The organism is Flavobacterium sp. XN-5 (assembly GCF_008033395.2).
GTDB classification, from domain to species: Bacteria; Bacteroidota; Bacteroidia; order Flavobacteriales; family Flavobacteriaceae; genus Flavobacterium; species Flavobacterium hiemivividum.
This window is the reverse complement of sequence record NZ_VOGZ02000002.1, coordinates 208747-227255: the sequence shown is the minus strand read 5'-3', so window position 1 is coordinate 227255 and position 18509 is coordinate 208747. Positions and strand designations below refer to the sequence as shown.

At 33.3% G+C, this 18509-nt stretch carries 20 protein-coding genes; 16 read left to right on the top strand and 4 right to left on the bottom strand.

All coding sequences use genetic code 11. From position 1 onward, the window contains the following. The first annotated feature begins 143 nt into the window (after positions 1-143). Both FQU23_RS06310 and priA read left to right on the top strand, forming a co-directional pair. A complete protein-coding gene (locus tag FQU23_RS06310) occupies positions 144-572 on the top strand; it encodes a DUF2147 domain-containing protein (protein WP_147673115.1) in 429 nt (142 codons plus the stop codon). A 50-nt stretch (positions 573-622) separates the two neighbouring features. Next, positions 623-3076: a primosomal protein N' gene (gene priA, locus FQU23_RS06305; protein ID WP_147673114.1), complete on the top strand. Its 2454-nt coding sequence runs from the start codon at positions 623-625 to the stop codon at positions 3074-3076. 9 nt (positions 3077-3085) lie between these two features. Here the strand turns inward: priA and FQU23_RS06300 are convergent, their stop codons facing one another. Beyond that, positions 3086-3781, bottom strand: coding sequence for a LytR/AlgR family response regulator transcription factor (locus tag FQU23_RS06300; RefSeq protein ID WP_132109498.1), 696 nt, complete (start codon positions 3779-3781; stop codon positions 3086-3088). Between the two features lie 166 nt (positions 3782-3947). On the opposite strand from FQU23_RS06300, the gene rpsF reads away from it, so the two are divergent. From rpsF to FQU23_RS06270, 6 genes are all read left to right on the top strand, one after another. Continuing rightward, positions 3948-4289 carry a 30S ribosomal protein S6 gene (rpsF, locus tag FQU23_RS06295; RefSeq protein ID WP_132109499.1) on the top strand — a complete coding sequence of 114 codons (342 nt, stop codon included), beginning with the start codon at positions 3948-3950 and terminating at the stop codon, positions 4287-4289. Positions 4290-4294: 5 nt separating this feature from the next. After that, positions 4295-4591 carry a 30S ribosomal protein S18 gene (rpsR, locus tag FQU23_RS06290; RefSeq protein WP_073017581.1) on the top strand — a complete coding sequence of 99 codons (297 nt, stop codon included), beginning with the start codon at positions 4295-4297 and terminating at the stop codon, positions 4589-4591. Positions 4592-4655: 64 nt separating this feature from the next. Further along, entirely contained in the window at positions 4656-5093 is a 438-nt protein-coding gene (gene rplI, locus FQU23_RS06285) for a 50S ribosomal protein L9 (protein WP_132109500.1), read from the top strand. 231 nt (positions 5094-5324) lie between these two features. Further along, entirely contained in the window at positions 5325-5798 is a 474-nt protein-coding gene (locus FQU23_RS06280) for a DUF6495 family protein (protein WP_147673113.1), read from the top strand. Positions 5799-5874: 76 nt separating this feature from the next. Beyond that, positions 5875-7872, top strand: a complete 1998-nt coding sequence (gene ligA, locus FQU23_RS06275; protein ID WP_147673112.1) for an NAD-dependent DNA ligase LigA — start codon at positions 5875-5877, stop codon at positions 7870-7872. 17 nt (positions 7873-7889) lie between these two features. Further along, a complete protein-coding gene (locus FQU23_RS06270) occupies positions 7890-8606 on the top strand; it encodes a hypothetical protein (protein ID WP_147673111.1) in 717 nt (238 codons plus the stop codon). Here the strand turns inward: FQU23_RS06270 and FQU23_RS06265 are convergent. Beyond that, complete coding sequence (locus tag FQU23_RS06265) at positions 8592-9503, bottom strand: bifunctional metallophosphatase/5'-nucleotidase (protein WP_147673110.1); 912 nt, start codon at positions 9501-9503, stop codon at positions 8592-8594. The genes FQU23_RS06270 and FQU23_RS06265 overlap by 15 nt on opposite strands. Before the next feature lie 132 nt (positions 9504-9635). Further along, entirely contained in the window at positions 9636-10415 is a 780-nt protein-coding gene (locus FQU23_RS06260; RefSeq protein ID WP_147673109.1) for a 5'-nucleotidase C-terminal domain-containing protein, read from the bottom strand. A gap of 47 nt (positions 10416-10462) precedes the next feature. Here FQU23_RS06260 and FQU23_RS06255 point away from each other — a divergent pair, with 47 nt between their 5' ends. The 8 genes from FQU23_RS06255 (at position 10463) to fabV (ending at position 18213) form a co-directional block, all read left to right on the top strand. Next, a complete protein-coding gene (locus FQU23_RS06255; RefSeq protein ID WP_147673108.1) occupies positions 10463-10975 on the top strand; it encodes a DUF6913 domain-containing protein in 513 nt (170 codons plus the stop codon). 12 nt (positions 10976-10987) lie between these two features. Beyond that, positions 10988-11869: a 4-hydroxy-tetrahydrodipicolinate synthase gene (dapA, locus tag FQU23_RS06250; protein WP_147673107.1), complete on the top strand. Its 882-nt coding sequence runs from the start codon at positions 10988-10990 to the stop codon at positions 11867-11869. A gap of 138 nt (positions 11870-12007) precedes the next feature. After that, on the top strand, positions 12008-12802 hold the full coding sequence (locus FQU23_RS06245; protein WP_147673106.1) for an outer membrane protein assembly factor BamD: 795 nt from the start codon (positions 12008-12010) through the stop codon (positions 12800-12802). A gap of 8 nt (positions 12803-12810) precedes the next feature. Continuing rightward, positions 12811-13128, top strand: coding sequence for a DNA-directed RNA polymerase subunit omega (locus tag FQU23_RS06240; protein WP_026709525.1), 318 nt, complete (start codon positions 12811-12813; stop codon positions 13126-13128). Between the two features lie 7 nt (positions 13129-13135). Further along, positions 13136-14347 (top strand): bifunctional phosphopantothenoylcysteine decarboxylase/phosphopantothenate--cysteine ligase CoaBC, encoded by a 1212-nt coding sequence (gene coaBC / locus FQU23_RS06235; RefSeq protein WP_147673105.1) that lies wholly within the window; start codon positions 13136-13138, stop codon positions 14345-14347. Next, positions 14340-15224 (top strand): DUF4835 family protein, encoded by an 885-nt coding sequence (locus FQU23_RS06230; RefSeq protein WP_147673104.1) that lies wholly within the window; start codon positions 14340-14342, stop codon positions 15222-15224. The genes coaBC and FQU23_RS06230 overlap by 8 nt, the downstream gene beginning before the upstream one ends. 54 nt (positions 15225-15278) lie before the next feature. Beyond that, positions 15279-16931, top strand: coding sequence for a DNA repair protein RecN (gene recN, locus FQU23_RS06225; protein ID WP_147673103.1), 1653 nt, complete (start codon positions 15279-15281; stop codon positions 16929-16931). Between the two features lie 91 nt (positions 16932-17022). Continuing rightward, positions 17023-18213 (top strand): enoyl-ACP reductase FabV, encoded by a 1191-nt coding sequence (fabV, locus tag FQU23_RS06220; protein WP_147673102.1) that lies wholly within the window; start codon positions 17023-17025, stop codon positions 18211-18213. Here fabV and FQU23_RS06215 read toward each other — a convergent pair. Further along, positions 18165-18413: a hypothetical protein gene (locus tag FQU23_RS06215; protein WP_147673101.1), complete on the bottom strand. Its 249-nt coding sequence runs from the start codon at positions 18411-18413 to the stop codon at positions 18165-18167. The genes fabV and FQU23_RS06215 overlap by 49 nt on opposite strands. Positions 18414-18509 lie beyond the last annotated feature (96 nt).

The window sequence follows — 18509 nt, the reverse complement described above, 5'->3', positions numbered from 1 at the left end:
ATTTTCGTTAATTTTATAGTATGTTTGATGTAAGTAAAGCTATTTTTGGCTTTAGAAGCGTATTAATTGAGGGATATGTCTTTCTGATTCAAATAAAATAAAAAGAAGTTTCCACTTAAGGGAAATTGTAAAAAAGATAAATTATGAAAAAGAGTATCACATTAATATTACTATTTGTTTCAACATTGTTTTACGCACAGGGTCATGATGTAATTGGAAAATGGACCACAATTGATGATGAATCCGGGGAGGCGAAATCTGTGATAGAAATTTATGAGAAATCCGGGAAGATTTATGGACGAGTATTAGAAATCTTTGATCCTAAACGTAGAAAAGATCGCTGTAATGGTTGTGCAGGAGAAGACGCTAATAAACCCATTATTGGGTTAACAGTTATTAAAGGACTTTCTAAAGATGGAGACGAATACAATTCAGGAAAAATTTTAGATCCCAAGAACGGAAAGGTTTATAAATGTTTTATTACTTTAGAATCCAAAGATAAGCTTAAAGTACGTGGATATATTGGATTTGCAATGCTAGGAAGAACTCAATATTGGAATAGAGTTAAATAAGACTTTCTATATCTCTAAACTGTACTGATAAACACCCAATATTTAAAAGAATGCTTTTTTTTGCCGAAGTAATTTTACCGCTTTCTCTTGCCAAAACGTTCACGTATAGTATATCGGAAGCCGAGTACCATTATATCAAGAAAGGAATGCGGCTTGCAGTTCCTTTTGGAAAAAGTAAGATCTACACTGCTCTAGTTGTAGAAACCCATCAAAATAAACCCACATTATACGAGGCTAAGGAAATTCATCAAATTCTAGATGAAAATCCTATTGTTACTGAGATACAAATATCCCATTGGCAGTGGATTGCGTCGTATTACATGTGTGCCATCGGCGATGTTTATCGTGGTGCTATGCCAAGTGCTCTACTATTAGAAAGCGAAACTATTATTTCTCAGAAAGTAGATGGTTTTGTTGATGAAAGTACACTTTCAGACGATGAGTTTTTAATTTATCAAGCCTTACAGCAGCAATCTTCTCTAAAGGTGCAGGATATCATTGCAATTTTAAACAAGAAGAATATTTTTCCGGTCATTCAAAAACTGATTGATAAGAATATACTGGTGCTTCAGGAAGAAATGCTGGAAAACTATAAACCAAAATTAGTTCGTTACATTCGTTTGCATTCTAAATACGAATCCAATCAAGGGTTAGGCGCATTGTTAGAATCACTAAAAAGTGCTAACAAACAAAAAGAAGTTGTTTTATCTTATTTTCAATTAAGCGCTACTGACAAGAATCCAATCACTGTAAAAAAACTAGTGGACGCTGCTGGAACAAGTTCGGCAATTGTAAAAGCGCTAATCGATAAAGAAATATTCGAAGATTATTTTATACAAGAGGATCGCGTTAATTTTGCAGGAAAGAGTAGGGACACGGAATTGCAACTTAGTAAAGCCCAACAGAATGCTTTGGACGGAATAAAAGAAAGTTTTACGCAAAAAGAAGTTTCTCTTTTACATGGTGTAACCTCCAGTGGAAAAACAGAGATTTATATAAAACTGATTGAAGAATATCTTCTTACAGGAAAGCAAGTGTTGTATTTACTACCTGAAATTGCGCTTACCACACAATTAGTAGGCAGGTTAAGAGTTCATTTTGGAAATAAAGTAGCAGTTTTTCATTCGAAATACAATAACAATGAGCGCGTAGAAGTATGGAATCAGGTGTTGCAAAATTCTGAGAAAGCACAAATAGTGATAGGAGCGAGGTCGGCATTATTTTTACCGTTTGCTAATTTAGGTTTTGTAATTGTCGATGAAGAACATGAGCAAACCTTCAAGCAAATTGATCCTGCGCCTAGGTATCATGCTCGTGATGCAGCAGTAGTGTTAGCAAGTTTTTATAAAGCCAAAGTTTTATTAGGTTCAGCGACACCTAGTATTGAAACTTATTTCAATGCTGTCTCAGGGAAATATGGTTTAGTAGAAATCAAGGAGCGATACGGTAATGTGATGATGCCAGATATCGAGCTAGTAGATTTAAAGGATAAGTATTTTCGAAAAAGGATGAAAGGTCATTTTAGCGATACCTTGATTGAAAGAATTACAGCGGCTATCGCATTAGGTGAACAAGTGATTTTATTTCAAAATCGAAGAGGGTATTCGCCTGTGGTGGAGTGTATGACTTGTGGCCACGTACCACATTGCCAGCAGTGCGATGTTAGTTTGACGTATCACAAGCATAAAAGCCAACTTCGATGTCATTATTGTGGATATTCTATTGCTAAACCCACACATTGTCACAGTTGTTCTAGTGTTGAATTGACTACTAAGGGTTTTGGGACTGAGCAAATACAGCAGGAATTAACAACTCTTTTTCCTGAAAGTAAAATTGGAAGGATGGATCAGGATACTACCCGAGGTAAATTTGGATTCGAAAAAATAATTGATAGTTTTAAAAATAGAGAGATAGATATTCTTGTGGGAACGCAAATGTTAGCAAAAGGACTTGATTTTGATAATGTCAGTTTAGTAGGAATTATGAATGCTGATAATATGTTGTATCATCCTGACTTTAGAGCTTTTGAAAGAAGTTTTCAAATGATGACACAGGTGTCTGGGCGTTCAGGGCGATCAGAAAAACAAGGAAAGGTGATTATTCAAACTTATAATCCAGAGCATAATACAATTCAGCAGGTAACTAGGAATGATTATGCAGCAATGTATAAGGAGCAGTTATATGACAGACAAATTTATAAATATCCACCTTATTTCAGAATTATAAAAATAACATTAAAACATCGTGATTTTGATAAGCTTAAGGAAGGGTCTATGTGGTTGTACCAAGTGATTAGTCAAAATTTAAGTATACCTGTACTAGGTCCAGAGGAACCTGCGATAAATAGAATCAGAAACGAATATATTAGAACTATTATTATTAAAATTCCAACTTCTATTTCTATAATAAGTACTAAAAATACAGTTCAAAAAATGTTAAACAGTTTCGACTCAGTTGCTCAGTATAGAGCAATTAAGGTGTCAATAAATGTCGATTTTTATTAAAGTAGTTTTTTATACAAATGATAGTGCTTTTACTAGGTCCTCTTTTCTATTTCTACTCAATGGTATTTTAGTAATACCGATTTCGGCAAATTTACTATTGAAGCGATCTACTTTGTCTACGTTTATAATGTACGACTTGTGAACTCTTACAAATTTCTTTGGTGACAAATCATTTTCGAATGCTTTCATTGTAGAAAGTACCAAGTTATTGTCATCTTCAGTTACAACTCTAACATAATCACCAAAAGCTTCAATCCATTTTATTTTTGAAGTAAAAATCTTTAATTTTTTTAAATTACTTTTAATAAAAATATGTTCTCCGTCTTCTTCTTTGGTGTCTTTTTTAAGTAAATGTAAATCCATTGCTCTGGTTACAGATGCGTTAAATCGGTCTAATGCAATCGGTTTTTGAAGATAATCGGTTGCATCATAATCAAATGCCTTTAAAGCATATTCTGCTTTAGATGTAATGAAGATAATCTGAGGTTTGATTTTTAAACCGTCTAAAAAATCAAAACCGCTGATTACTGGCATTTCAATGTCAAGAAATATTAAGTCTACATTATGTATAGACATACAACTTCTCGCTTCTATCGCATTTGAAAAGTCGCCAATTAAGTGTAAACTTGGATGGTTGTTCACAAGCTTCGAGATAATCATTCGTTGGATGGAGCTGTCATCCACTACAACACAGCTTAGTTTCATAATGGTTGGTTTTAAGATTTAGTTAAGTAAATGTATAGTTTTTTTTCAAACGAATAATAATTTGACACCATTTATTTTGTCATACGTCGATTAAGTTAAAATTAGTCTTGATTATTCGAAAATAAAAACTACTTTTGCAGCCAAATTAACATATAAATAAATATTTATGAATCATTATGAAACTGTTTTCATTTTAAATCCCGTTTTATCTGATGTTCAGGTAAAGGAAACAGTAAGCAAATTTGAAGATTTTCTTACTACTAGAGGAGCCGAAATGGTATCGAAAGAAGACTGGGGCCTTAAAAAAATGGCTTACGAAATTCAAAACAAAAAATCTGGTTTTTACCATTTGTTCGAATTCAAAGTATCAGGAGAAGTTCTAATTGCTTTTGAAACTGAATTTAGACGTGACGAAAGAGTTATGCGTTTCTTAACTGTAAGTCTTGACAAACATGCTATCTCTTGGGCTGAAAGAAGAAGAGCAAAACTTAAATCTCAAAAAGCTTAATTATCATGGCAACATTACAACAATCTGCTTCAGGAAAAAAAGACGGGGATATCAGATATCTTACTCCTTTAAACATAGAAACTAACAAACAAAAGAAATACTGTCGTTTCAAAAAATCTGGTATCAAGTATATCGATTATAAAGATGGTGATTTCTTATTGAAATTCGTAAATGAGCAAGGAAAAATTCTTCCTCGTCGTTTAACTGGAACTTCATTAAAATACCAAAGAAAAGTGTCTGTAGCTGTTAAGCGTGCACGTCACTTAGCTTTAATGCCATACGTGGCGGATTTACTTAAATAATAATTAAAATCAGTTGTTGGTTTTCTGGAAATGAAACCTAACTTCTATAATAAAGGACAACAACATGGAACTTATTTTAAAACAAGACGTTCAAAACGTAGGATTTAAAGATGATATCGTAACTGTAAAAAACGGATACGGTCGTAACTTTTTAATTCCACAAGGATTTGCTCAATTAGCTACTTCTTCTGCAAAGAAAGTATTAGCTGAAAACTTGAAACAAAGAGCGCATAAAGAAGCTAAAGTTGTAGCAGATGCACAAGCAACTGCTGAAGCTTTAAAAGCTATCGAAATTAAAATTACAGCAAAAGCTGGTGGTGAAAAATTATTCGGTTCAATCACGAATATTGACATCGCTGATGCATTAGCAAAAGGTGGTCAAGCAATTGACAGAAAATTCATCACTAGCGGTATCGTTAAGCGTACTGGTAAATATACAGCTAATGTACGTTTACACAGAGATGTAATTATCGAATTACCTTATGAAATTGTTGCAGAATAATTTCAATTGTTAAACAATTTGTTTACAATATTTAAAAATCACTCTTCGGAGTGATTTTTTTTTTTTTTGATATAAAAAAGAATCCTTTCGTGTAAGCCGAGAAATAATTTATTGTTTCTTGTTTTGAACCTGGAGAAATCAGCTATTTTTTGATTAAAAATTATAAATTTGCTACAGAATAAAAATAATAGAAACTTTGTGCCTTAGTGCCTTTGTAGAAAAACAAATTTCATGAAATATACAAGATTAACAAAAGAGCAGTTTGACGAATTAAATCAAGAATTCAGTACTTTTTTAGCTACCCAAACTATTGATAAGGCTGAATGGGACACTATTAAAGCAGAGAAACCAGAAGTAGCCGAGCAGGAACTTGATGTGTTTTCTGACTTGGTATGGGAAGGAGTTTTGACTAGAGCTGAATATTTAGAGCATTTTTCGAAAAATCATATTTTTCTTTTTCAGAGTTTCGATACACATGTACAATCTATAGTTCTGAAATCATTAGTTCCAGAAGTTGATTTTTTAACAAAAGATGGATTGCAATGGCTTAGCGACAATATGTTTACAGATACAATCGAAATGAAAGTAGGTAAAAAAGAATTTACTGAAGAGCGTAATAGTTCTCTTTTCGCTTTAATACAACAGGGCGCTTTTCTAAGTGATGGTCAATTGTACAAGCAAATTAATTCAATTATTGAAGGGTAAATATTCACGATATTTATTTTAAATTGGTTATTTTAGTACGCGATTATCAAATGCTAAAATAGCCAATTTTTTTTCTATGGATGTTCAAAATACGATTCTAAAATTAAGGGAAGAATTAGATCAATACAATTACAATTATTATGTATTGGACGAACCTACTATATCGGATTATGAATTTGATATAAAACTTAAAGAACTTCAAGATTTAGAAAATACACATCCTGCATATTTTGATGAAAATTCTCCTACGCAACGTGTGGGAGGCGCAATTACTAAAAATTTTAAGACAGTTCCCCACGAGCACAGGATGTATTCTTTAGATAATTCTTATTCTAAAGAAGATTTAATCGATTGGGAAAAACGTGTACAGAAAGTTTTAGGCGAGGTGCCATTAGAATATACTTGCGAATTAAAATATGATGGCGCATCAATTAGCATTACTTATGAGAACGGAAAACTAAAAAAAGCCGTTACCAGAGGAGATGGCTTTCAAGGTGATGATGTTACTAATAATATCAAAACGATAAAGTCAGTTCCGCTACATTTAAAGGGTAATTTTCCTGATAAATTTGATATTCGTGGCGAAATTATTTTGCCGTTTGCCGGATTCGAAAAAATGAATCAGGACTTAATTGAAATTGGAGAAACACCTTATTCAAATCCTAGGAACACAGCCTCTGGAAGTTTAAAACTTCAGGATAGCGCTGAAGTTGCTAAAAGACCTTTGGATTGTCTGCTATACTTTCTAATTGGAAATAATCTACCATTTAAATCTCAGTTCGATGGCCTGGAAACGGCCCGAAAATGGGGTTTTAAAGTTCCCAAAGAAGCCAAGTTAGCTCGTAACTTAGAAGAAGTTTTCGATTTTATATACTATTGGGACGCTCACAGACATAATCTTCCGTATGAAACCGATGGCGTGGTTGTGAAAGTGAATAACTTTCAGTATCAGGAGGAATTAGGCTATACTGCTAAATCTCCGCGCTGGGCCATTGCCTACAAATTCAAATCAGAACAAGTTTCGACCAAGCTAAATTCGATTTCGTATCAGGTGGGAAGAACAGGTGCAATTACGCCAGTCGCTAACTTGGAAGCAGTACAACTAGCAGGTACTATCGTAAAGCGAGCTTCGCTTCACAATGCAGATCAAATCGAAAAACTTGATATTCGGGTAAACGACACTGTTTTTGTAGAAAAAGGAGGGGAGATTATTCCGAAAATTATTGCAGTAGATTTAAGTATGCGCCCTGAGAATTCAGAACCTACCATATACATTACGCATTGTCCAGAATGTGAATCATTATTGGTTCGAAATGAAGGTGAAGCCAATCATTATTGCCCTAATTTTTATGGCTGCCCTCCACAGATTATTGGAAGAATCCAACATTATATTTCCAGAAAAGCAATGGATATTGAAGGACTTGGGGGTGAAACAGTAGTGCTACTTTTCAATAATGGATTAGTTCATAATTACGCCGATTTATATGAATTGAATGTAGCGCAAATTCTTCCCTTGGAAAGAATGGCGCAGAAGTCAGCCGAAAATTTGGTTAATGGCGTGCAAAATTCAAAAGACATTCCTTTTGAGCGTGTTTTATATGCGCTAGGAATTCGATTCGTTGGTGAAACTGTAGCCAAAAAATTAGCTAAACATTATAAAAACATCGAAGCGCTAAGTCAGGCTACGTTGATGGATTTAATTTTGGTTGATGAAATTGGGGAGCGAATTGCACAAAGTGTCATTGAATTTTTCGATAATGAACAAAATATAATTATTGTTAACAGATTAAAAAGGTACGGAGTTCAGTTTGAAATTGTTGAAAAATCAAACCCAAATGCAACCGACAAGCTTAGCGGGAAGATTTTTGTCGTTTCTGGTGTTTTCGAAAAATTCTCCAGAGATGATTTAAAGAAAGCGATCGAAGACAATGGAGGAAAGGTAGGAAGCTCAATTTCTGCAAAAACTAATTACATAGTTGCTGGAGATAATATGGGACCGGCAAAATTAGAAAAGGCCGGAAAACTCAATATTCCAATCATTTCTGAAATTGAATTTATGAAGTTGCTTGAATAACTTTAAAAGCATAACAGATGTTTGGACTTAAGAATGAAAATACTCTTGGGAAACGATTGACAATACTATTTTATAGTATTGCGCTAATTGAAGTAATTACAGAATTACTTTCGGATATAGTATTAGTATTTATTTTTAAACCTTTATTGTCTATTGGAATTATGGCCCTGTATTGGAATGCATCTAAGGAAAGAAATCGCACTTTTTTTGTTGTGCTTTTTTTGTCGATGATTACTAATATTCTTTTTATTCCTGGGACCGAGAATTTATTGTTTATGGGGCTAATCGTTTTTTTAGCACATAGGTTACTGCTAATTTCTTATGTAGTGCAGCTAATAAAACTCAAGGATTATATCCCTTTATTTATTGCTGTTTTGCCTTTTTTATTTATTTTTTCTTATTTATTGTCGATTTCGACAGAAATACAAATGAAGAGTTATTTTCTATTAATAGTTCAAAATGTCTTGATTTCGGTTATTGGCGGACTTGCGTTGTCTCAATTTGTGATGAATTATAATAAAATGAATTCCTGGTTGTTAATTTTTGGATTGCTGTCTGTAACGCAGTATTTTATCGTTTTTATTGAGAAATATTACCTTTCGAATATAGCGCCAATAGCGTTTAGGCCATTGGCGATGCTATTGAATGCCAGTGTTTATTATGTGTTTTACCGCTTTGTGATTGATGCAGAAAAAGTAAATGCTGAATCGGTGATTTTGTTAGACAACAATTGATCTTCCTTCGTGTGTTTTATTTTTATTTGAATCAAAAAACACATCAATTCGACCAAGGTTTATTCCGTAACATCCTACTTGATTTACTAGAACTTCTTTGTCATCAAGGTTTTTGACAATTGTTGGTTTGTTTAAAAAAGTATGAGTATGTCCACCAATAATCATATCGATATCCTTCGTTAGTGCAGCTAATTTTAAGTCGCAAATCTTTTCTGGTTCATTTCTATAGTTGTACCCTATGTGGGATAGACATATCACTAAGTCACATTTCTCTTCTTTCTTCAAAATACGTACCATGTCCTGGCTTGTTTCTACAGGGTCATTGTAAACTGTTTCTCCATACATATTTTTATCAACTAGGCCATTTAATTCCACGCCTAATCCAAAAACGCCAACTTTAATTCCGTTTTTATTGAAGATTTTATAAGGTTTTACAAAACCGTCCATAAGCGTGTTTTTGAAATCGTAATTCGAAGAAATAAATTCAAAACTAGCATGTGGTAATTGGGCATAAAGACCTTCGATACCGTTGTCAAAATCATGATTCCCTATTGTTGCAGCATCATAACGCATCATACTCATCAATTTAAACTCGAGTTCTCCCCCATAGTAGTTAAAATAAGGAGTTCCTTGGAATATATCACCAGCGTCCAGCAGTAATACATTTGGGTTTTCTTTTCTAACGGCTTCTATTATTTCGGCTCTTCTAGCAACACCACCCATATTTGCGTTTCGGGGGTGATCTGCTGGAAAAGGATCTATATAACTGTGCACGTCATTTGTATGTAAAATGGTAAGTTGTTTTATATCCGTAGATTTAAAACTGCTTAATGATAAACCCAAACCTACAAAAGCGGTTCCAGCGGCTGTTTTCTCTATAAAATCTCTTCTTTTCATCACTTTATTTTTGGAGCTATTTCCCGCTATTCATTACAATCTTTTTATCTCGTTCTAAAAACGAGATAAAAAGGATTTTCATTTCTATCGGGGCTAGTCGTTATGGTATTAAACTACTTTTATTAATATTAATTATTCTTCTGTAATTCGTATATCAGTTGGCACTGGAATCGTATCAACGTCTTTAAAATAGTCGATCAGGATATCACGAAGTTTGTAGTTCAAATCAAATTTTTGAACACCTTTAGAAAAGAAAGTCATATTGTCTCCTCCGTTTGCTAAATAATCATTGGTAGCAACATAATAAATTGTCTCAAGATTAAGCGCTTTTCCCTGTACAAGAATATTTTTTGGGTTGCCATTTTTATCGATCGTAAATGACATTCCAGATAGAGGATGTGGTTTTTTATCGGCAATAAAATAATTTACTAACTCTGTGATTTGTTCCCCTTTTAAAGCAATAACAACAAGACTGTTTTCAAAAGGCATAATCTCAAAAGCATTTCGGGCTGTAACATCTCCTTTTGGAAGTACTGAGCGAATTCCGCCACTGTTGAGCATACAGATATCGATGTTTTTATTTTCTCTACTTTTAAATACGCGGTTTCCTTGGCTTCTCGTAACGTCTGACTGTAGATTACCAATTTTAGTTTGCCATTTCCCTGAACTTTTATCTAGCGTTTCTGGACAATAAGCTAAGACGGTGTTTAGATCTTTATTAATGTGTTCCCGATAGGGCTTGATAAAGTCATCAATTTGAGAGCTTTGATTAGTTGTATTGACTATAGGAACTAGTTTTCCTTCAATAGTAGTAACATGAAGAACTTGTTTGCTGCACGAAAGCGCAGAAAATAATGTTAAGAATATAACAAAAAGTTTTAAAAACCCGTTATACTTTTTTAGATTTACCATTTAAAATGAGACTTTATTAATTAATTTTGTTATCCAGTAAAATTAGTATGTTTTTAAGTTATTTAAAAGGTTTTTTCCTAAAAAAGAAATTGAAAAATATTTTTTATGATGTAAAAAGTACAAGGCTTACTGGTGCTATCAAAACCGTGGGACTAATTATTGATGAAAGTCATTTTTTAGAGAGAAATTCTTTGATGAAAGAGTTGGTCGAAAACGGAATTTTAGAAGAAAACATTACAATTATTACTTATAAGAACAATTTAAGTAAAAATGGTACGGCAGCTGATTTTAGTTCGAAGGATTTGAAATCAAATTCTGAAATAACAAATGCAGCTGTAAATAATTTTATCAGCCAGGATTTTGATGTATTGATTAGTTATTATGAGGTAGATAGACCAATTTTAATGTTGATCACTCATCGTTCTAATGCTAAACTCAAAGTGGGATTTGCATCAATTGATAAAAAGTTGAATCACCTAATAATAGATACCACTGCTGAAAAACATGAGGTTTTTACAAATGAGTTGTTCAAATATTTAAAAAGAATCAAACAAAATTAATTTAATATAATCATGCAAGCATTAATAGGAACTGGTGTTGCCCTTGTGACTCCCTTTAAAGAAGATTTTTCAATTGATACGGAAGCATTGTGTAGAATTGTAGAATATTCAGTAGCCGGCGGAATTGAATATCTTGTAGTTCTAGGAACAACAGCAGAGAACGCCACACTTTCTGAGGCAGAAAAAGAGGTGGTTATTAAAACAGTAGTGGACTGTAATAATGGACGCTTACCATTAGTTTTGGGAGTAGGAGGTAATGATACTAGAAAAATTGTTGAAGAGTTAAAAACTAGAGATTTATCTGCTTTTATAGCGATACTTTCCGTTTCTCCATTTTATAATAAACCAACGCAAGAGGGAATATATCAACATTTCAAAGCGATTTCTGAAGCTTCCCCAATTCCAGTTATAATATACAATGTTCCTGGAAGAACGTCAAGTAATATGTTGCCAAAAACAGTTTTGCGATTGGCAAATGATTTTGAAAACATTGTAGCTGTTAAAGAAGCTGCTGGAGATATCGTTCAAGCGATGCAAATATTGAAGGATAAACCAAGCGATTTTCTAGTACTTTCAGGAGATGATATGATTGCTTTACCAATGGTTCTTGCGGGAGGTTCAGGCGTGATTTCAGTAATAGGACAAGGTTTTCCGAAAGAATTTTCTGAAATGATTCGTTTAGGATTAGATCGCAAAGTAGAGGAAGCATATAAATTGCAGTATCTTTTGTCTGATTCTATTGACATGATTTTTGAACAAGGAAACCCTGCTGGAATTAAGCAAGTGTTTGATTCATTGGGTATAGCAGAAAGTTTTGTGCGTTTACCATTAGTTCAGGTTGATGAATCTTTAGCTCAGAGAATCGATGATTTTGTAAAAAAAATATCAAATTAGATACACTAATTACCGCTTACTTATTAAGCAAAGAAATATTTTGTAGTAGCTAAATTAATAACTAAATTTGCCACCGAAACTTCGGTATGATTTTTTGTGGGTTTGAGTAACCCATAGAATAAATAAAAAAATAAATAAATGAAAAAAATTATATCTCTATTGCTTCTTACTGTTCTTTTTGCTTCTTGTAACGAATACCAAAAAGCACTGAAAAATGATGATGTAGCCGCGAAATTTGAAATGGGTACAAAACTTTATGAAGCTGGGAAATATAGTAAAGCAATACGACTTTTTGAACAAATAGCACCTGCTTACAGAGGGAAACCGCAAGCAGAAAAGTTGTTTTACATGTTTGCACAATCTTATTACAAAACAAAACAATATTATTTAGCTGGTTATCAGTTTGAAAGTTTCGTTTCAGGATATCCAAAAAGCGAAAAAGTACAGGAAGCTGCTTATTTAGGACCTAAAAGTTACTCTATGTTGTCACCAGTTTACAGCTTAGATCAAACGGATACTTTTAAAGCAATTGATAAATTACAGGCTTTTATAGATACTTATCCTAACTCTGAGTATTTGCCTGAGGCTAATGCAACAGTGCGTGCTTTAAGTGAAAAAATCGAAAAGAAAGTATTTGAAAATGCTAAAGGATACAACACAATATTAGATTACAAGTCAGCAATTGTCGCTTTAGATAATTTTATAGCTGATTATCCTGGAACTCCTTATAAAGAAGATGCTTTATTTTATAAGTTTGATTCTGCCTACCAACTAGGAATAAATAGTGTTGACTATAAGATGGAAGAACGTTTGAATGTTGCAAAAACAGCACATACAAATTTGATGAAATTTAATGCTGATACAAAATACAAAAAAGTAGCTAACGAAATGCTAGCTAGAGTTGAACAAGATTTACAAAAATTTTCTAAATAAATAAAGTCATGGATTTAAAAAAGACGAATGCTCCGGTAAATACAATAACATATAATAAAACTGTTATTGAAGAACCTACTGGAAATGTGTATGAGGCGATAACCATTATGGCTAAAAGAGCAAATCAAATCAATTCTGAAATTAAAAAAGAATTGACTGAGAAACTAGAAGAGTTTGCTACATATAATGATAGTCTTGAAGAAGTTTTTGAAAACAAAGAACAAATTGAGGTTTCTAAATTCTATGAGAAATTGCCAAAGCCACATGCTTTAGCAGTTCAAGAATGGTTAGATGGTAAAATTTATCACAGAGATTCAAATAAATAAAAGTACAATGTCAGTTTTAAGCGGAAAAAAGGTTTTACTAGGAATTTCTGGTGGAATTGCCGCCTATAAAACAGCGTCATTAGTACGACTTTTCATAAAAGCAGGTGCACATGTCCAAGTGATAATGACACCTGCTTCTACGGATTTTGTAACTCCTCTTACATTATCCACCTTATCTAAAAACCCGGTTCATTCCACGTTCTTTAATCAAGATGAAGAAAATGAAAAATGGAATAATCATGTTGAGTTAGGGCTTTGGGCAGATCTTATGGTTATTGCTCCCGCTACTGCAAATACCTTGTCTAAGATGGCAAACGGTAGTTGCGACAATCTTTTAATAGCTACCTATTTATCTGCCAAATGTCCTGTGTATTTTGCACCAGCAATGGATTTAGATATGTATATTCATCCTTCTACAGTAGCTAGTTTTAAAGCTTTAAAAGAATTTGGAAATAACATAATTCCTGCCGAAAGTGGAGAACTGGCAAGCGGTCTTTCTGGCGAAGGAAGAATGGCTGAACCTTCAACTATTATTCGTTTCTTGGAAGCTGATTTAGAAAGCAAATTACCCCTCAAAGGAAAAAAAATATTAATTACTGCCGGTCCCACATACGAAGCAATAGACCCCGTACGTTTTATAGGAAACCATTCTTCTGGTAAGATGGGATTTGATATTGCTAAAAGTGCTGCTAACTTAGGGGCTTCAGTTATTTTAGTGGCTGGTCCAACACATTTTACAGTAGATCATTCTTTAATCAAAGTAGTAAATGTTGTTTCTGCCCAGGAAATGTATGAAGCCTGTCATCAGTATTTTGGAGAGGTAGATGTTGCTATAGCGGCAGCTGCTGTAGCTGATTATCGACCAAAAAATGTGGCTACTCAAAAAATTAAAAAGGCCGCAGATAATTTTGTTATTGAGCTCGAAAAGACAAAGGATATCCTAGCTTCGCTTGGAGATAGAAAGAAAAATCAGTTTTTAATTGGTTTCGCTCTAGAAACTGAAAATGAAATTGAAAATGCAAAGGGGAAAATCCAGAAAAAAAACTTAGATTTGATTGTTTTAAATTCTTTACAAGATCAAGGTGCAGGTTTTGGAAAATCAACCAACAAAGTTACCTTCATTGATAAGGATTTTAATATTGAAGCGATGGAACTGAAATCGAAAGAAGCCGTTGCTGACGATATATTAAATAAAGTAATTGCAAAATTTAATGAATAAGATAATTACCTTTTTATTACTGCTTTCAGTTGGGCTTACTCAAGCGCAACAGCTTAATTGTACTGTGACGGTAAATTCAGATAAATTAAGTAATGCTAATCAGCAGGTTTTTAAGACTCTGGAAACATCGTTAAATGAGTTTGTAAATAAAACAGATTGGACCGGACAGTCATTGAAACAGAACGAAAAAATTAGTTGTTCGATGTATATTACTATTGAATCAAATAATTCAGATCAGTTTACGGCGACATTACAAGTACAATCTTCAAGACCTATTTACAATTCCTCTTATTCATCACCAGTTGTAAATTTCAATGACAAAGATTTTAGTTTTAGATATACTGAGTTTGAGAATCTTCTTTTTAATCCTACTTCCTTCGAGTCGAATCTCGTTTCTGTGATTTCTTTTTATAGTTATATTGTTTTAGGAATGGATCAAGATACCTTCGTTTTTGAATCTGGAGATTCTAATTTTGAAGTTGCACAAAATATTTCAAACTTAGCACAACAAAGTGGTTATAAAGGTTGGAGTCAATCTGATGGAAATCAAAATCGTTATTTTCTTATTAATGATTTGTTATCCGGATCATTTTCAACAGTACGAAAATCGTCTTTAGACTATCATTTAGGTTTAGACCTTATGTCAAAAGATTTAAAATTGGCCAAAGAAAAAATAAAAGGAAGTTTATTAGATTTAGGTAAATTTAATTCTTCTAAACCCAACGCATTTTTGACACGTATCTTTTTCGATGCCAAATCAGATGAAATTCTCTCTGTTTTTTCAGGCGGACCCAACAGTAATATCTCGGATTTAATTGAGAGTTTGAATAAAACATCGCCATTGAACTCCAGCAAATGGGAAATGATTAAATACTAAATTTATTAGCTTTTTTACAATAAATTTAAATCTTCATAATAAAACACACCATAAATGATAACCACGCTATCGATAAAAAACTATGCATTAATAGAAAAATTAAGTATAGATTTTTCAAAAGGATTTTCAATTATTACGGGAGAAACAGGTGCTGGAAAATCGATTATTTTAGGAGCTCTAGGCTTGGTTTTAGGAAAAAGAGCCGACTTGACTTCTTTAAAAAATAAGGAGGAAAAGTGTATTATTGAAGCCCATTTTGAAATATCAAAATATAATTTATCTCCTTTTTTCGAAAACAATGAATTAGACTATGAAGACGATACAATTGTAAGACGCGAAATCCTTCCTTCGGGAAAATCGAGAGCTTTTATCAATGACAGTCCTGTGAATTTGCAAGTATTGCAAGAGTTAAGTTTGTTTTTGATAGACATTCATTCGCAACAGCAAACAAGAGAGCTCTCTGATGAGAATGTGCAGTTTGATATCATTGACGCTATTGCGGGAAATTCAGAAAGCATTCAAGAATACCAAGCACTTCTTAAAAGTTATAAAACCGATAAAACCAAGTTAAATTCGCTTATAAAAAAACAAGGGGAATCGTTAAAAGAGCAAGAGTACCATAGTTTTTTACTAAATGAGCTAGTTGAAGCAAATTTAAAATCAGGAGAGCAAGAAGTTCTTGAAGATGATTTCGAAAAGTTAAATAACGTAGAGATTATCAAAGAATCTCTTGATAAATCGTTGGCTGTTGCCAATGAAGAACAAATAGGAGTTTTATATAATTTAAAAGAAATAAAAGGTTCGTTACAAAAAATCGCCTCTTTTTCGACAGATTATAATTCGCTATTAGAAAGAATCACAAGTGTCGCTATAGAATTTGATGACATTTCAGATGAGCTGAGTCGCTGTTCAGATAAACTTATTAATGATCCAGCACAATTAGATTTTATTGGTCAGAAGTTGCAGCTTATTTATAATTTGCAAAAGAAACATCAGGTTTCGACTGTCGATGAATTATTAGAAATCCAAACTCAATTAGAAAACTCCGTTTTTGAACTTGGTAGTTTAGAAGGAGAAATAGAAAAATTGACACTTGCAATTCAAGAAAAAGCTACATTATTAGATAGTCAGGCGATGATTATTCATAATAAAAGAGTGGAAGCAGTTCCTGTTTTATCTCAAAAAATGATTACTATATTAGCAACCTTAGGAATGCCTAATGTTCGTTTTGATATTCAAGTGATAGAATCTACTACCTACTATAATAATGGTAAGGATGAAATTCAGTTTTTATTTTCGGCTAATAAGGGAACAGACTTTGGGATACTGAAGAAAGTTGCTTCTGGAGGTGAAATGTCTAGAATAATGCTTGCTGTAAAAGCAATATTAGCACAATATTCGAAGCTTCCAACATTGATTTTTGACGAAATTGACACTGGTGTATCTGGAGAAATTGCAATCAAAATGGGTGAAATCATGAAAGAAATGAGTCAAACCATGCAAATTTTTGCAATTACACATTTGCCACAAATAGCAGCAAAAGGAAACGCACATTTTAAGGTTTCGAAATCAACAGTAGGCGAAGACACGCAGTCTGAGTTAAAATTACTGTCAGAGGAAGATCGAATCATTGAAATCGCTCAAATGTTGTCTGGAGCAGTAGTCTCAGATTCTGCTCTAAATCACGCTAAAGCCTTGCTGAACTAGTTTTTTGGGTTATATTTGCCCTCTTTAGTTAGAAGTAGAATAATTTTCATAAAAATAGAAATAGTAAATCAACGATTAAACGATATAAAAAATGATTATAGAACCAAGAATGAGAGGATTTATTTGTTTGACATCTCACCCAGATGGATGCGAGCAAAACGTAAAAAATCAAATTGAGTATGTAAAATCAAAAGGAGCTATTGCTGGTGCTAAAAAAGTATTAGTAATTGGTGCTTCAACAGGATTTGGATTAGCGTCAAGAATTTCTAGTGCTTTTGGATCTGATGCTGCAACTATTGGAGTATTTTTTGAAAAACCACCAAGTGAAGGAAAAACTGCTTCTCCAGGTTGGTACAACTCTGCTGCTTTCGAAAAAGAAGCACATAAAGCAGGTTTGTATGCTAAAAGTATTAACGGAGATGCTTTTTCGAATGAAATAAAAAAACAAACATTAGATCTTATAAAAGCGGATTTAGGACAAGTAGATTTGATTATCTATAGCTTGGCTTCGCCAGTTCGTATGCATCCAGTTACTGGAGTTTTGCACCGTTCAGTTTTGAAACCTATTGGAGATAAATTTACTAATAAAACTGTTGATTTCCATTCAGGGAAGGTGTCAGAAATTTCGATTGAACCGTCTTCTGGTGATGATATTGAAAATACTGTTGCTGTAATGGGAGGTGAAGACTGGAAAATGTGGATCGACGCTTTAAAATCAGAAAATCTATTGGCTCCAGGTGCAACAACAGTTGCTTATTCTTATATTGGACCATCTTTGACCGAAGCGGTTTATAGAAAAGGAACAATTGGTCGTGCTAAAGATCACCTTGAAGCGACTGCATTTACTATCACTGACAGCCTTGCTGATATTGACGGGAAAGCTTATGTTTCTGTAAATAAAGCCTTAGTAACACAAGCAAGTTCAGCGATTCCAGTGATACCTTTGTATATTTCTTTATTGTATAAAATAATGAAAGATGAAGGGATTCACGAAGGTTGTATCGAACAAATTCAACGTTTGTATGCGGATAGATTATTTACTGGAAAAGAAATCCCAACGGATGAAAAAGGAAGAATTCGTGTTGACGATTGGGAAATGCGTGCTGATGTTCAAGAAAAAATAGGCCAGTTATGGCAAGAAGCCACTACTGAGAATCTTGCTGAACTAGGAGATTTAGAAGGATACAGAAGTGATTTTCACAATCTTTTCGGATTTGGATTTGACGGTGTAGATTACAAAGCAGATACAAATGAAATGGTAGGAGTAGAGAGTATCGAATAATTCTTTTCTTCAAATTGTAAGATAACACCTTGTTTTATGCGGTTCATGCCAATTAAAACAAGGTGTTTTTTTGTTTTAGGAGCTTCACTATTTAGGATTTTGATGAATTGTAATCGCGCCATTCGCTGTATTCCCGCTAAATAAAAACTACGGCTAAAAAAGCCTTGTTTTTCTAAATCGGGAGATGCCGCTATTGTCAAGGCTAAAGAGAGGTTTTGTTCTATTTAACTTTTGAAAATGCTGGAATCAAAAATTACCACAAAATTGTCATTCCGGCGAAAGAGGAATCCTAGCTA

Bases quoted from the DNA above. Each gene is read 5' to 3' on its own strand.
- FQU23_RS06310 (WP_147673115.1), top strand. From the start codon at position 144: ATGAAAAAGAGTATCACATTAATATTACTATTTGTTTCAACATTGTTT.
- priA (WP_147673114.1), top strand. From the start codon at position 623: ATGCTTTTTTTTGCCGAAGTAATTTTACCGCTTTCTCTTGCCAAAACG.
- FQU23_RS06300 (WP_132109498.1), bottom strand. From the start codon at position 3,781: ATGAAACTAAGCTGTGTTGTAGTGGATGACAGCTCCATCCAACGAATG.
- rpsF (WP_132109499.1), top strand. From the start codon at position 3,948: ATGAATCATTATGAAACTGTTTTCATTTTAAATCCCGTTTTATCTGAT.
- rpsR (WP_073017581.1), top strand. From the start codon at position 4,295: ATGGCAACATTACAACAATCTGCTTCAGGAAAAAAAGACGGGGATATC.
- rplI (WP_132109500.1), top strand. From the start codon at position 4,656: ATGGAACTTATTTTAAAACAAGACGTTCAAAACGTAGGATTTAAAGAT.
- FQU23_RS06280 (WP_147673113.1), top strand. From the start codon at position 5,325: ATGAAATATACAAGATTAACAAAAGAGCAGTTTGACGAATTAAATCAA.
- ligA (WP_147673112.1), top strand. From the start codon at position 5,875: ATGGATGTTCAAAATACGATTCTAAAATTAAGGGAAGAATTAGATCAA.
- FQU23_RS06270 (WP_147673111.1), top strand. From the start codon at position 7,890: ATGTTTGGACTTAAGAATGAAAATACTCTTGGGAAACGATTGACAATA.
- FQU23_RS06265 (WP_147673110.1), bottom strand. From the start codon at position 9,503: ATGAAAAGAAGAGATTTTATAGAGAAAACAGCCGCTGGAACCGCTTTT.
- FQU23_RS06260 (WP_147673109.1), bottom strand. From the start codon at position 10,415: ATGGTAAATCTAAAAAAGTATAACGGGTTTTTAAAACTTTTTGTTATA.
- FQU23_RS06255 (WP_147673108.1), top strand. From the start codon at position 10,463: ATGTTTTTAAGTTATTTAAAAGGTTTTTTCCTAAAAAAGAAATTGAAA.
- dapA (WP_147673107.1), top strand. From the start codon at position 10,988: ATGCAAGCATTAATAGGAACTGGTGTTGCCCTTGTGACTCCCTTTAAA.
- FQU23_RS06245 (WP_147673106.1), top strand. From the start codon at position 12,008: ATGAAAAAAATTATATCTCTATTGCTTCTTACTGTTCTTTTTGCTTCT.
- FQU23_RS06240 (WP_026709525.1), top strand. From the start codon at position 12,811: ATGGATTTAAAAAAGACGAATGCTCCGGTAAATACAATAACATATAAT.
- coaBC (WP_147673105.1), top strand. From the start codon at position 13,136: ATGTCAGTTTTAAGCGGAAAAAAGGTTTTACTAGGAATTTCTGGTGGA.
- FQU23_RS06230 (WP_147673104.1), top strand. From the start codon at position 14,340: ATGAATAAGATAATTACCTTTTTATTACTGCTTTCAGTTGGGCTTACT.
- recN (WP_147673103.1), top strand. From the start codon at position 15,279: ATGATAACCACGCTATCGATAAAAAACTATGCATTAATAGAAAAATTA.
- fabV (WP_147673102.1), top strand. From the start codon at position 17,023: ATGATTATAGAACCAAGAATGAGAGGATTTATTTGTTTGACATCTCAC.